The organism is Streptomyces sp. NPDC087300 (assembly GCF_044744425.1).
In the GTDB taxonomy this organism is placed as follows: Bacteria; Actinomycetota; Actinomycetes; order Streptomycetales; family Streptomycetaceae; genus Streptomyces.
In genome coordinates this window covers 861196-874667 of record NZ_JBIUYI010000004.1, presented here as the reverse complement: position 1 = coordinate 874667, position 13472 = coordinate 861196, and the positions used below count along the sequence as shown (strand labels likewise).

The 13472-nt window shown below is 71.1% G+C and carries 10 protein-coding genes; 7 read left to right on the top strand and 3 right to left on the bottom strand.

What is annotated here, in order from left to right:
• Positions 1–127: 127 nt before the first annotated feature.
• The 6 genes from ACIO9J_RS19655 (at position 128) to ACIO9J_RS19630 (ending at position 10093) form a co-directional block, all read left to right on the top strand.
• Positions 128–1669 (top strand): leucyl aminopeptidase, encoded by a 1542-nt coding sequence (locus tag ACIO9J_RS19655; protein WP_402000624.1) that lies wholly within the window; start codon positions 128–130, stop codon positions 1667–1669.
• Positions 1670–1966: 297 nt separating this feature from the next.
• Positions 1967–3355, top strand: coding sequence for a dihydrolipoyl dehydrogenase (gene lpdA, locus ACIO9J_RS19650; protein WP_402000621.1), 1389 nt, complete (start codon positions 1967–1969; stop codon positions 3353–3355).
• A gap of 59 nt (positions 3356–3414) precedes the next feature.
• Entirely contained in the window at positions 3415–5187 is a 1773-nt protein-coding gene (sucB, locus tag ACIO9J_RS19645) for a 2-oxoglutarate dehydrogenase, E2 component, dihydrolipoamide succinyltransferase (protein ID WP_402000618.1), read from the top strand.
• A gap of 135 nt (positions 5188–5322) precedes the next feature.
• On the top strand, positions 5323–5946 hold the full coding sequence (locus ACIO9J_RS19640; RefSeq protein WP_402000615.1) for a GntR family transcriptional regulator: 624 nt from the start codon (positions 5323–5325) through the stop codon (positions 5944–5946).
• A 330-nt stretch (positions 5947–6276) separates the two neighbouring features.
• Entirely contained in the window at positions 6277–8973 is a 2697-nt protein-coding gene (gene aceE, locus ACIO9J_RS19635) for a pyruvate dehydrogenase (acetyl-transferring), homodimeric type (RefSeq protein ID WP_402000612.1), read from the top strand.
• A gap of 136 nt (positions 8974–9109) precedes the next feature.
• The gene (locus ACIO9J_RS19630; RefSeq protein ID WP_402000609.1) at positions 9110–10093 is read left to right on the top strand and encodes a helix-turn-helix transcriptional regulator; all 984 of its coding nucleotides are present in this window, start codon (positions 9110–9112) and stop codon (positions 10091–10093) included.
• Positions 10094–10151: 58 nt separating this feature from the next.
• On the opposite strand, the gene ACIO9J_RS19625 is transcribed toward ACIO9J_RS19630, so the two are convergent.
• On the bottom strand, positions 10152–11078 hold the full coding sequence (locus ACIO9J_RS19625; RefSeq protein WP_402000607.1) for an SDR family oxidoreductase: 927 nt from the start codon (positions 11076–11078) through the stop codon (positions 10152–10154).
• Between the two features lie 134 nt (positions 11079–11212).
• Here ACIO9J_RS19625 and ACIO9J_RS19620 point away from each other — a divergent pair, with 134 nt between their 5' ends.
• Positions 11213–11734 (top strand): DUF4240 domain-containing protein, encoded by a 522-nt coding sequence (locus ACIO9J_RS19620; RefSeq protein WP_402001142.1) that lies wholly within the window; start codon positions 11213–11215, stop codon positions 11732–11734.
• Positions 11735–11757: 23 nt separating this feature from the next.
• Here the strand turns inward: ACIO9J_RS19620 and ACIO9J_RS19615 are convergent, their stop codons facing one another.
• Positions 11758–12648: an SDR family NAD(P)-dependent oxidoreductase gene (locus tag ACIO9J_RS19615; protein WP_402000604.1), complete on the bottom strand. Its 891-nt coding sequence runs from the start codon at positions 12646–12648 to the stop codon at positions 11758–11760.
• Between the two features lie 20 nt (positions 12649–12668).
• On the bottom strand, positions 12669–13463 hold the full coding sequence (locus ACIO9J_RS19610; RefSeq protein ID WP_402001139.1) for an SDR family NAD(P)-dependent oxidoreductase: 795 nt from the start codon (positions 13461–13463) through the stop codon (positions 12669–12671).
• Between the last annotated feature and the right edge of the window lie 9 nt (positions 13464–13472).

The window sequence follows — 13472 nt, the reverse complement described above, 5'->3', positions numbered from 1 at the left end:
CCGGCGCACGCGACACCACGATGAACACGCACAGTGAGGCGCACCGCAGCGCTCACGGGCGTAGGCTCGCGACGGGCTCACCACCCCACAAGCCCGTCGCAACTCACTGAAAGAGGACCTCACCACCGTGACTGCTCTGACTCTCAGCACCGCCGCCGCGTCCGGCCTGCGTGCCGACGCGATCGTCGTCGGTGTCGCCAAGGGCGCTGGATCCAAGGGGGGCCTGGTCGTCGCGCTCGGCGCCGAGGCCGTGGACAAGGCGTACGACGGCAAGCTCGCGTCCGTCCTGGAGACCCTCGGCGCCTCCGGCGGCGAGGGCGAGGTGACGAAGCTTCCGGCGCCCTCCGGCTTCAAGGCTCCGGTCGTCGTCGCGGTCGGCCTCGGCGAGGTCCCGGAGAAGGACGAGACGTACGGCTCGGACGCGCTGCGCCGCGCCGCCGGTGCCGCCGCCCGCGCCCTGACCGGCGTGAAGAAGGCCGGGTTCGCGCTGCCCGTCGACGAGGCGGGCGACATCGGCGCCATCGCCGAGGGCGCGCTGCTCGGCGCGTACGCCTTCGACGCCTACAAGGACCAGGGCGACGCCAAGGCGAAGAAGGGCAAGGACGCCAAGGCCCCGCTCGCCGAGGTCGCCCTGCTCGGCGGCAAGCCCCGCGACAAGGCGTACAAGGCCGCGCTCGAGCGCGCCGTCGCCGTCGCCGAGGAGATGAACCGCGCCCGCGACCTCATCAACACCCCGCCGAACGACCTCAACCCCGAGGCCTTCGCGGCGGTCGCCACCGCGGCCGCCAAGGAGCACGGCATCAAGATCCAGGTGCTCGACGAGAAGGCGCTCACCAAGGGCGGCTTCGGCGGCATCCTCGGCGTCGGCGTCGGCTCCGACTCCCCGCCGCGCCTGGTGAAGCTCTCGTACACGAGCTCCAAGGCGAAGAAGCACCTCGCCTTCGTCGGCAAGGGCATCACGTACGACTCGGGCGGCATCTCGCTCAAGCCCGCGGGTCACAACGAGACCATGAAGTGCGACATGGCCGGCGCCGCCGCCGTCTTCGCCGCCGTCGTGGCCGCCGCCCGCCTGGGCCTCGAGGTGAACGTCACCGGCTGGCTGGCGCTCGCCGAGAACATGCCCTCCGGCTCCGCGACCCGCCCCGGCGACGTCCTGCGGATGTACAGCGGCAAGACCGTCGAGGTCCTGAACACCGATGCCGAGGGCCGGCTCGTGCTCGCCGACGCGATCGCCAAGGCCTCCGAGGACAAGCCCGACGCGATCGTCGACGTGGCGACCCTGACCGGCGCCATGATGGTGGCCCTCGGCAGCCGCACGTTCGGCATCGTCGCCAACGACGACGCCTTCCGCACCTCGGTCCACGAGATCGCCGAGGAGGTCGGCGAGCCGTCCTGGCCGATGCCGCTCCCCGGCCACCTGCGCAAGGGCATGGAGTCCCCCACCGCCGACATCGCCAACATCGGCGAGCGCATGGGCGGCGGCCTGGTGGCCGGCCTCTTCCTCCAGGAGTTCGTGGGCGAGGGCATCACCTGGGCGCACCTGGACATCGCGGGTCCGGCCTTCAACGAGGGCGGCACCTTCGGCTACACGCCCAAGGGCGGCACCGGCACCGCGGTCCGCACCCTGGTCGGCCTCGCCGAGCACACCGCCGCGGGCGACCTCGGCTGATTCTCCGTACGACGGTCCAGGGCTCCGGACGTTCCCCGTCCGGAGCCCTGGGCGATTTCGCCCTCGACGAAATCCGTACGTCCACGGGCAGCAGTAGGCCCTGGAGACAGTCGATCAGACGTCTCACACCCCGGCCCGGCGTCCCGTCTCCCGCCGACAAGTGCGAAGATGGGTTCTCGGCAGGACAGGGCCCCCACCAAAGGGCCGAAACAAGAGCGGCCGAATACCAGCCGACCGACCGGTCGTCCCCCGCGCAACGGGGTCCGGCGTACGGCGCACATGCATGGAGGACGTGACGTGGCGAACGACGCCAGCACCGTTTTCGACCTAGTGATCCTCGGCGGCGGTAGCGGCGGTTACGCCGCGGCCCTGCGCGGAGCGCAGCTGGGCCTGGACGTCGCACTGATCGAGAAGAACAAGCTCGGCGGCACCTGCCTGCACAACGGCTGCATCCCCACGAAGGCGCTGCTGCACGCCGGCGAGATCGCCGACCAGGCGCGCGAGGCCGACCAGTTCGGCGTGAAGGCCACCTTCGAGGGCATCGACATCGCGGCCGTCCACAAGTACAAGGACGACGTGATCTCCGGCCTGTACAAGGGCCTCCAGGGTCTCGTCGCCTCCCGCAAGGTGACGTACATCGAGGGCGAGGGCAAGCTCTCGTCCCCGACCTCCGTGGACGTGAACGGCCAGCGCGTCCAGGGCCGCCACGTGCTCCTCGCGACCGGCTCCGTGCCGAAGTCGCTGCCCGGCCTGGAGATCGACGGCAACCGGATCATCTCCTCGGACCACGCGCTGACCCTGGACCGCGTCCCGGAGTCCGCGATCATCCTGGGCGGCGGCGTCATCGGCGTCGAGTTCGCCTCGGCCTGGAAGTCCTTCGGGACCGACATCACGGTCATCGAGGGCCTCAAGCACCTCGTGCCCGTCGAGGACGAGAACAGCTCCAAGCTTCTTGAGCGCGCGTTCCGCAAGCGCGGCATCAAGTTCAACCTCGGCACCTTCTTCGAGAAGGCCGAGTACACCGAGAACGGTGTGCGCGTCACCCTCGCCGACGGCAAGACCTTCGAGGCCGAGGTCCTCCTGGTCGCCATCGGCCGCGGCCCGGTCTCGGCCGGTCTCGGCTACGAGGAGCAGGGCATCGCGATGGACCGCGGTTACGTCCTGGTCGACGAGTACATGCAGACCAACGTGCCGACCGTCTCGGCCGTGGGTGACCTGGTGCCGACCCTCCAGCTCGCGCACGTCGGCTTCGCCGAGGGCATGCTGGTGGCGGAGCGCCTGGCCGGTCTCAAGACCGTTCCTGTCGACTACGACGGCGTGCCGAAGGTGACGTACTGCCACCCCGAGGTCGCCTCCGTGGGCATCACCGAGGCCAAGGCCAAGGAGATCTACGGCGCGGACAAGGTCGTCGCCCTCAAGTACAACCTCGCGGGCAACGGCAAGAGCAAGATCCTCAAGACCGCGGGCGAGATCAAGCTCGTCCAGGTCAAGGACGGTGCCGTGGTCGGCGTCCACATGGTCGGCGACCGCATGGGCGAGCAGGTCGGCGAAGCCCAGCTGATCTACAACTGGGAAGCGCTGCCGGCCGAGGTCGCCCAGCTCATCCACGCCCACCCGACGCAGAACGAGGCGCTGGGCGAGGCCCACCTCGCCCTGGCGGGCAAGCCGCTGCACTCCCACGACTGATTCAGTCATTCGGGCGCGACGACCAGACTTCCGCAATTTCGTAAGGAGCAACTGAAACCATGGCGGTTTCCGTATCCCTTCCGGCGCTCGGCGAGAGCGTCACCGAGGGCACTGTCACCCGTTGGCTGAAGGCCGAAGGCGAGCGCGTCGAGGCCGACGAGCCGCTGCTCGAGGTGTCGACCGACAAGGTCGACACCGAGATCCCGTCGCCGGCCGCCGGCATCCTGGCCTCCATCAAGGTCGCCGAGGACGAGACGGTCGAGGTCGGCGCCGAGCTGGCCGTCATCGACGACGGCTCGGGCGACGCGGGCGGTTCGGCCGCCCCGGCGCAGGAGGAGGCCCCGGCCGCCCCCGCGCAGCAGGAGGCCCCGCAGCAGCAGGCCGCCCCGGCCCAGGCCGAGGCACCCGCCGCCCCCGCCCCGTCCGGCGGTTCCGCCGAGGGCACCGACATCACGCTGCCCGCGCTCGGCGAGTCCGTCACCGAGGGCACCGTCACCCGTTGGCTGAAGGAGGTCGGCGAGGAGGTCGCGGCCGACGAGCCCCTCCTGGAGGTCTCGACGGACAAGGTCGACACCGAGATCCCCTCGCCGGTCGCGGGCGTGCTGCTCGAGATCGTCGTCGGTGAGGACGAGACCGCCGAGGTCGGCGCCAAGCTCGCCGTCGTCGGTGTCGCCGGTTCCGCCCCGGCCGCCGCTCCGGCTCCGGCCGCCGCCGCTCCGGCTCCGGCCGCCCCCGCGGCTCCGGCCCCGGCGCCCGCCGCCCCGGCCGCGCCCGCCGCCGCCGCTCCGGCTCCGGCCCAGCCCGCGGCTCCGGCCCCGGCTCCGGCGCCCGCCGCTCCGGCGCAGCCCGCCGCCCCCGCCCCCGCCGCCCCGGCGCAGGCCACCCCGGCGCAGGCCACCCCGGCCGACGACGGCGCCTACGTGACCCCGCTGGTCCGTAAGCTCGCGTCCGAGAACGGTGTGAACCTCTCCGAGGTCAAGGGCACCGGCGTCGGTGGCCGCATCCGCAAGCAGGACGTGCTCGCGGCCGCCGAGGCCAAGAAGTCGGCTCCGGCTCCGGCCGCCGCCGCCCCGGCCGCCTCGAAGGCCCCGGCCCTGGAGGCCTCTCCGCTCCGCGGCCAGACCGTCAAGATGACCCGCATGCGCAAGGTCATCGGCGACAACATGATGAAGGCGCTGCACTCGCAGGCCCAGCTGACCTCGGTCGTCGAGGTCGACATCACCAAGCTGATGAAGCTGCGCGCCAAGGCGAAGGACTCGTTCGCGGCTCGTGAGGGCGTCAAGCTCTCCCCGATGCCGTTCTTCGTCAAGGCCGCCGCCCAGGCGCTGAAGGCCCACCCGGTCGTCAACGCCCGGATCAACGACGACGAAGGCACCATCACGTACTTCGACTCGGAGAACATCGGCATCGCCGTGGACGCCGAGAAGGGTCTGATGACGCCGGTCATCAAGGGTGCGGGCGACCTGAACATCGCCGGCATCTCGAAGAAGACCGCGGAGCTGGCCGGCAAGGCCCGTGGCGGTGGCCTCACCCCGGACGACATGTCCGGCGCCACCTTCACGATCTCCAACACCGGTTCGCGCGGCGCCCTGTTCGACACGGTCATCGTGCCGCCGAACCAGGCCGCCATCCTCGGCATCGGTGCCACGGTCAAGCGTCCCGTCGTCATCAACCACCCGGACCTCGGCGAGACCATCGCGGTCCGTGACATGACGTACCTGTCGCTCTCCTACGACCACCGTCTGGTGGACGGCGCGGACGCCGCCCGTTACCTGACCGCGGTCAAGGCGATCCTGGAGGCCGGCGAGTTCGAGGTCGAGCTCGGCCTGTAGGTCACCCGGAGACGCTGTAAGACTCGTCTCATCAGCGCGTACGCCCCCGTCCAGAGGTTTCCGGACGGGGGCGTCGCCGTATTGTCTAGGGGTCAAACGCCCTTGGGGTCCAGAGCCCCTGCCGGAGGAGCCCACATGACCGCGCCCGTCGTTCACTCGCTGCGCGAACAGATCCGCGAGCACATCGTGGAGGGGATCGTCAGCGGGCGCTGGAAGCCGGGCGAGCGCATCGTGGAGCGCCGGATCGCGGTGGAGCTGGAGGTTTCCCAGACACCGGTCCGCGAGGCGCTGCGCGAACTGGAGACGCTGCGGCTCATCGAATCGGCGCCCAACAAGGGCGTGCGGGTACGGAATCTGACCGCGGCCGACCTGGAGGAGAGCTACCCGGTGCGCGCGGGGCTCGAAGCCATCGCGGCGGAGCTGGCGGCGGAGCGGCTCGCCGAGGACTGCTCGGCCCTGGAGCCCCACGTCGCGGCCCTCTACGAGGCGGACAGGGCCGCGGACGGCACCGGGCAGGTGCGGCACACCGTCGGCTTCCACCGGGAGCTGGTGCGGGCCGCGGACAACTCCGTGCTCCTGCACACCTGGGAGGGCCTGGGCATCGAGGTCTTCACCGCGCTCTCCATCCGCTGGCTCGGCACGGTCCAGCAGTCGTACGCCGAGGAGCACGAGGCCCTCGTCTCGGCGTTCCGGCGACGCGATCCGGCCATCGCCGACCTGGTGAAGTCCCACGTCCTCGGCTGCGCGCCGCGCGCCTGAGCCGCTCCGCAGCGCTTTCCAGGGGCTCTCCTGAGCTTTCCAGGAGCTTTCGCGGGAGTCCGCGCTCATCCGTGGCCGTCCCGCTCATACGTGCTCCCACCTGCGAGAATCCTTCAAATCGAAGGCACCGCGTGCCCGCATTGCTGGCACCGGATGCCGACTTTCTCGATATGGAGGAGTTTTCCCTTCAACCCTTTGATCGATCATCGATCACGGAGTTACAGTCTCCGACGGGCTCTCACCAGAGCTTCACGCCCTGTCCTGCCAAGAACCGGGCACCCCCACCCCTTACCGAACAGGGGACCCCCTCCGACTCAGGAAGGCGGCGACATGACCGACCCCTCCGCAATCCAGCCGAGCGAGCTCGACCAGCTCCCGGACCGCGACCCCGAGGAGACCGCCGAATGGCAGGCCTCCCTGGACGCCGTCACCCAGGCGGCCGGGCCGCACCGTGCCGCGTACTTGATGCGCCGCACGCTGGAGCGCGCCGAGGGCGCGGGCCTGGCGCTGCCCAAGCTCCTCGAGACCGACTACGTCAACACCATCCCCACCTCCGCCGAGCCGTCCGTCGACGGTGACGAGGAGATGGAGCGGAAGATCACCGCGTGGAACCGCTGGAACGCGGCCGCGATGGTCACCCGCGGCTCCAAGCACGGCGTCGGCGGCCACATCGCGACCTTCGCGTCCGCGGCCTGGCTGTACGAGACCGGCTTCAACCACTTCTTCAAGGGCAAGGAGGGGGACGGGTCCGGCGACCAGCTGTACATCCAGGGCCACGCCTCCCCCGGCATCTACGCCCGCGCCTTCCTCGACGGCCGTCTGAACGAGGCGCAGCTCGACAACTTCCGCCAGGAGGCGGGCGGCAACGGCCTGCCCTCCTACCCGCACCCGCGCCGCCTGCCCTGGCTGTGGGAGTTCCCGACCGTCTCCATGGGTCTGGGCCCGCTCTCCGCGATCTACCAGGCGCGCTTCAACCGGTACCTCACCAACCGCGGCATCAAGGACGTCTCCGCCTCGCACGTGTGGGCGTTCCTCGGTGACGGCGAGATGGACGAGCCCGAGTCGACCGCTGCCCTCGCACTGGCCGCGCGTGAGGGTCTGGACAACCTCACGTACGTCATCAACTGCAACCTGCAGCGCCTCGACGGCCCGGTCCGCGCCAACTTCCGCGTGGTGCAGGAGCTGGAGGCCCAGTTCCGCGGCGCCGGCTGGAACGTCATCAAGGTCCTGTGGGGCAACGCCTGGGACGAGCTGTTCCAGCTCGACACCACCGGCGCCCTGGTCCGCCGCCTGCGCGAGGTGCCGGACGCGCAGTTCCAGACGTACGCCACGCGCGACGCCGCGTACATCCGCGAGCACTTCTTCGGCGCCGAGCCCGCGCTCGTCGAGCTGGGCAAGCTGCTCACGGACGACAAGATCAGCGAGTGCTTCCACCTCTCGCGCGGCGGCCACGAGGCCCGCAAGGTCTACGCGGCCTACCGTGCGGCGCTCACCCACACGGGCGCGCCGACCGTGATCCTCGCGCAGACGGTCAAGGGCTTCACCCTCGGCAAGGGCTTCGAGTCCAAGAACGCCAACCACCAGATGAAGAAGCTCTCGGTGGACGAGTTCAAGGACATGCGCGACCTGCTCGAACTGCCGATCCCGGACAGCGACTTCGTCGACGGCCAGGTGCCCTACGGCCACCCCGGCGCCGATTCGCCCGAGGTCCGCTACCTCCAGGAGCGCCGCGCGGCCCTCGGCGGTCCCGCCCCGGCCCGCCGCACGCAGCCGCTCGCGCCGCTGCCCGCCCCCGCCGAGAAGGCGTTCGCCTCCTTCGACAAGGGCTCCGGCTCGCAGTCGGTGGCCACGACCATGGCCTTCGTACGCCTGGTCAAGGACCTCGTGCGTGACAAGGAGTCCGGCAAGCGCTGGGTGCCGATCGTCCCCGACGAGGCGCGCACCTTCGGCATGGAGTCGCTCTTCCCCTCGCTCGGCATCTACTCGCCCAAGGGCCAGACGTACGAGCCGGTCGACCGCGACCAGCTGATGTACTACAAGGAGGCCAAGGACGGCCAGATCCTCAACGAGGGGATCACCGAGGCCGGTTCCATGGCGGACTTCATCGCCGCTTCGTCGTCGTACGCGACGCACGGCGAGCCGATGATCCCCTTCTACATCTTCTACTCGATGTTCGGCTGGCAGCGCACCGCCGACCAGATGTGGCAGCTCGGCGACCAGCTGGGCCGCGGCTTCCTGGTGGGTGCCACGGCGGGTCGTACGACGCTGACGGGTGAGGGTCTGCAGCACGCGGACGGCCACTCGCCGGTGATCGCCGCGACCAACCCGGCCGCCCTCTCGTACGACCCGGCGTTCGCCTACGAGGTCGCCGCGATCGTCAAGGAGGGTCTGCGCCGCATGTACGGCGAGGCCCACGAGGGTGAAGACCAGGACGTCTTCTACTACCTCACCGTCTACAACGAGCCGATGCCGCAGCCCGCGAAGCCCGCGGGTGTCGACGAGGGCATCGTCAAGGGCCTGTACCGCTTCAACACGGCCGAGACGGCCGGGCTCTCGCCCGCCGCCAACGCCGCGCGGATCCAGCTGCTCGGCTCGGGCACCGCGATCCACTGGACGCTCAAGGCGCAGCGGCTGCTCGCCGAGGAGTGGGGCGTGGCCGCCGACGTGTGGTCCGCGACGTCCTGGACCGAGCTGCGCCGCGACGCGCTGGAGGCCGACGAGGCCATCCTGCGCGGCGAGGAGCGGACTCCCTTCATCCGTACGGCACTTGAGGGTGCCCAGGGCCCGGTGCTCGCCGTCTCCGACTACATGCGCCAGGTCCCCGACCAGATCGCGCAGTGGGTCGAGCAGGACTACTCCTCGCTCGGCGCGGACGGCTTCGGCCTCTCCGACACGCGCGACGCCGCCCGTCGCCACTTCGGCATCGACGCGGAGTCGATCGTCGTCGCGTCGCTCGCGCAGCTCGCCCGTCGCGGTGAGGTGCCTGCGGCCGCGGTGAAGGAAGCGCGGGCCAAGTACGGGCTGTAAGCCTTCGGCTTGATGCGGGTGCGGGTCCTCTGCCCTTGGGGTGGGGGCCCGCATCTGTTGTATCGCTACCCGCGGGCCGGTGGGGGCTGGTCGCGCAGTTCCCCGCGCCCCTTTGGGGCACGGCATCATGAGGGCCATGCGCGCTGCCCGCCTCATCAAGATGGTGCTCCTGCTCCAGGCGCGGCCCGCCATGACCGCCGCCGAGCTCGCGGCCGAGCTGGAGGTGTCCGAGCGGACCATCACGCGCGACGCCCAGGCGCTGTCGGAGGCGGGGGTCCCGGTCTACGCCGACCGGGGGCGGACCGGCGGCTACCGGCTCGTCGGCGGCTACCGCACCCGTCTCACCGGGCTCGGCCGCAGCGAGGCCGAGGCGCTCTTCCTGTCCGGGGTGCCGGGCGCGCTGCGCGAGATGGGCCTTGACGACGCGGCGTCGGCGGCCCGTCTGAAGGTGTCCGCGGCGCTGATGCCGTCCCTGCGCGACGCCTCGCAGAACGCGGCGCAGCGCTTCCATCTGGACGCCCCCGGCTGGTTCAAGGAGACGCCCGCGCCCGAGCTGCTGCCCGCCGTCGCCGACGCGGTGTGGGACGACCGGCTGATCACCGCCCGCTACCGGCGCCAGGACTCCGAGGTGGAGCGGGAGTTGGAGCCCTACGGCCTCGTGCTCAAGGCGGGCGTCTGGTACCTGTGCGCGCGGGTGACCGACTCCGGTGCGCACCGGGTGTACCGCATCGACCGGTTCACGGCCGTCGCCGCGGGCGGGGAACGCTTCGCACGCGACGAGGAGTTCGACCTGCCCGGCTTCTGGGACGAGCGGGCCGCGCAGTTCGCGCGCGGGATCCTGCGGGCCGAGGTGGTGCTGCGGCTCACCACGGCGGGCGTGCGGGCACTGCCGTACGCCACCGACGCCGCGGTCGCGCGCGAGGCGATGGAGACCGCGGGCGAGCCCGACGCGGCGGGCCGGGTGACGGTCACGCTGCGCGTCGAGAACGAGGACGTGGCGTACACCCAGCTCATGGCGCTCGGCCCGGAGGCGGAGGTGGTGGAGCCCGCCGCGCTGCGCGCCCGGTTCGCCGAGGCGGCGGCGCGGGCGGCGGGGCTCTACCGGGACCAGGGCCCGTGACCTGTCATCGCGGACCTGTGTCCGTGACCTGTCACCGCGGCCCCGTTCCCGTGACCGGTCAGCGGTAGCCGGTGACGTCCGCCTCCTTGCCCGTCTGCTCGACCTCCGCGATGTAGCGCCAGGCGTCCGGCGCCGAGCCGTCCACGTCCGTGAAGCCGTACTCCTTGGCCAGTCCCCCGCTGGAGAGCGACGCGCCGTTCCAGCGCTTCACGTCGGGGTCGGCGGCGAGCGCGACGAGGGCGCGGCCCACGAACGTCGGCGTCTCGGAGATCGCGAAGTGCGGGTTCTGCTCGGTGCCGTCGAGCCAGTTCTCCTCGGTCACCTTGAAGGCCGTGTCGAGCATGAACTCCGAGCGCAGCCAGCCGGGGGTGAGACAGAGCGCCGTACAGCCGTACTCCTCGACCTCCTGTGCGAGGTCGTGCGCCATCCGCAGCGGGGCCGCCTTGGCGAGGTCGTAGTAGAAGGGTTTGCGGTAGTTGGCGCGGTTGTACTCCTCGGTGCCGTCGGTGACCTCGACGACCAGGCCGCCGGGGTTCCTGATCAGGAGCGGCAGCGCGTACCTGCTGGTGACGATGTGGGTCTCCATGCCGAGGCGCAGCAGGCGCAGCCCCTTGTCGAGGTCGTGCTCCCACATCTTCTTGTCCCACTCGACGTGGATGTCACCGCCCCAGATGTCGTTGACGAGGATGTCGAGGCGGCCCTGTTCCCGGTCGACGCGCTCGACGAGGGCCTCGACCTGCTCGGGCTCCAGGTGGTCGGTGGGCACGGCGATGCCCCGGCCTCCCGCCGCCTCCACCAGCTCCGCCGTCTCCTCGATGGTCTCGGTGGCGCGGCCGATCTCGCTGGTGTGCTCGCGGGTGGTGCGTCCCGTCACGTAGACGGTGGCGCCCGCGCGGCCGAGCTCCACGGCCATGGCGCGGCCCGCGCCGCGCGTGGCCCCCGCGACGAGGGCGATCTTTCCGGTCAGTGTCTGCGTGGTCTCCATGTTCTTGAGGCTTCCACCGAAAGCCGACAACCCCTGTCGGTTTTTCCATGGGCATGTGCACGCATAACGAGACAGCCGCATTCCGGCGCACTCCGCGTGCGCCCCCACTCTCCAGGACCGATGCTTGACCCGTGATGGACGAGACGGAGTTCTGGGAGATCGTGGACGGTACTCGCGAGGCCGCCGGCGGCGACCCCGAGGACCACGCCGAGCTGCTCGTCGAGAGACTGATCCAGTCCGATCCGGACTCGGTCCTCGACTTCGCCCGTCACTTCGAGGCGCGCTACAACCGCGCCTACCGCTGGGACCTGTGGGGCGCCGCGTCTGTGCTGCTCGGCGGCGCGAGCGACGACGCCTTCGACTTCTTCCGCTGCTGGCTGATCGGCCAGGGCAGGGAGGTCTTCGAGGGTGCGGTGCACGACCCCGACGCGCTCGCCGAGCTCCTCGACGACTTCGACGAGGAGCTCGACGGCGACGGCGAGGAGCTCGGCTACGCCGCGGACGAGGCGTACGAGCAGCTGACCGGCGTCGTCGCCCCGGACCTCGGCATTCCGCCCGCGCCCCCGGAGCCGGTGGGCACGGCCCTGGACTTCGAGGACGACGCGGTGCTGGCACAGCGGTATCCGCGGCTGTGGAACCGGTTCATGGCGGATTGACGCGGAGATCCACCAGAAAGACCCTAGACCCCGCCGAGGTTCAGCTCCGGGTTCGTACGGCCGAGGATCATCTCCGTGCGCCCCGGCAGGCCCGCGTCGATCATCTCCGGCTGCGGCGTGACCCAGTAGCGGCCCTCGGCGATCTGCTCGAAGCAGCGGCGGGCGTGCTCGTCCGCGGTGATGCCCTGGGTGTCGGCGCGCGCCTGGAGCGAGGCGTTGAAGCCCGCGATCTCGGGCGGGGTGCCGTCGCCGGGTACCGCGGCCCGGAAGATCTCGCTGCGCACCGAGTCGGGCAGGACGACGGAGACCTGGATGTCGGCCCCCTTCATCCGCAGTTCGTACGCGAGCGACTCGGTGAGCGCGAGCGTGCCGAACTTGGTGACGCTGTACGGCGCCATCAGCGGGCTCGGGAAGAGGCCGCCGACGGAGGAGACGTTGACGATCCACGCCTTGGTACCGCGCTCCAGGAGGCGCGGCACGAAGGAGCGGATGCCGTTGACGTACCCGCCGACGTTGACGCGCAGGGCGGCGTCCCAGCGCTCGGCCGGGATCTCCCAGGAGTAGCCCATCGCCATGATCCCGGCGTTGTTGACGAGCAGGTCGACCGCGCCGAACCGCTCGTACGCACGGTCCGCGAGCGCCTCGACGGAGGCCGGGTCGGCGACGTCCGTGACGACGGCCTCGGCCTCGGCGCCCGCGCCCGCGAGCTCGCCCGCGAACGCCGTCAGGCGCTCGGCCGCGATGTCGGCGAGGACGAGTCGCATGCCGAGGGACGCGGCGTGCCGGGCGAACCCGGCGCCGATCCCCGCGGACGCCCCGGTGATGACGGCGACCTTGCCGCCGAAGGTCTCCGCGGCGGTCTCCGCCGCGGCCGCTGCCGCTGTCTCTGCCGCTGTCTCTGCTGCGCTGCTCATGATCGCGTGGCCTCCGAGGCTCAGAAGTGGGTGCCGCCGTCGACGCGGACCTCGGTGCCGGTGATGAAGCGGCCGTCGTCCGAGGCGAGCATGGCGACGACGGAGGCGACGGTCTCCGGGCCCGCGAAGCCCTGGCCGAGCGCGGGCGCGAGCTTCACGAACAGGCTCATGTCGGCGTCCTCGGGCAGGCCGGGGCCCACGCTCTGCCTGCTGGCGCCGGAGCCGTCGGTCATGCCGGAGGAGATGGATCCGGGCTGCACGGCGGTGAAGCGGACGCCCTGCTTGCCGTACTCACTGGCCAGCGCGTGCGTCATGGACTGGATGCCGCCCTTGCTCGCCGCGTAGGCCGCCATGTACGGGTGGGCGAACATCGCCGAGGTGGAGCTGAAGTTGACCACCGCCGAGCCGTTGCCCGCAAGGAGTGCGGGGAGGGACTCGCGGATCATCAGGAAGGTGCCGGTGAGGTTGACCCCGATGACCTGGTTGAAGGCGTCGAGGGTGGTCTCGTGGGTGTGCGAGGAGCGCAGGATGCCGGCGGCGTTCACCAGGACGTCCAGGCCGCCGAGGGCCTCGACGGCGGCGGCGACGCCCGCGCGGACCGAGGCCTCGTCGGCGATGTTCACGACGACGGTGGTCAGGCGCGCCGCGTCGGCACCGGCCTTGGCGGCGGTGTCCTTCAGACCGTCCTCGCTGACGTCGGCGGCGACGACGCCGCCGCCCTCGGCCAGCATCCGCAGCACGGTGGCCTGCCCGATGCCGGAGCCGCCGCCGGTGACCAGGGCGCGGCGGCCTTCGTAGCGGTTCAGGGTCTGCATGGCGCTCAT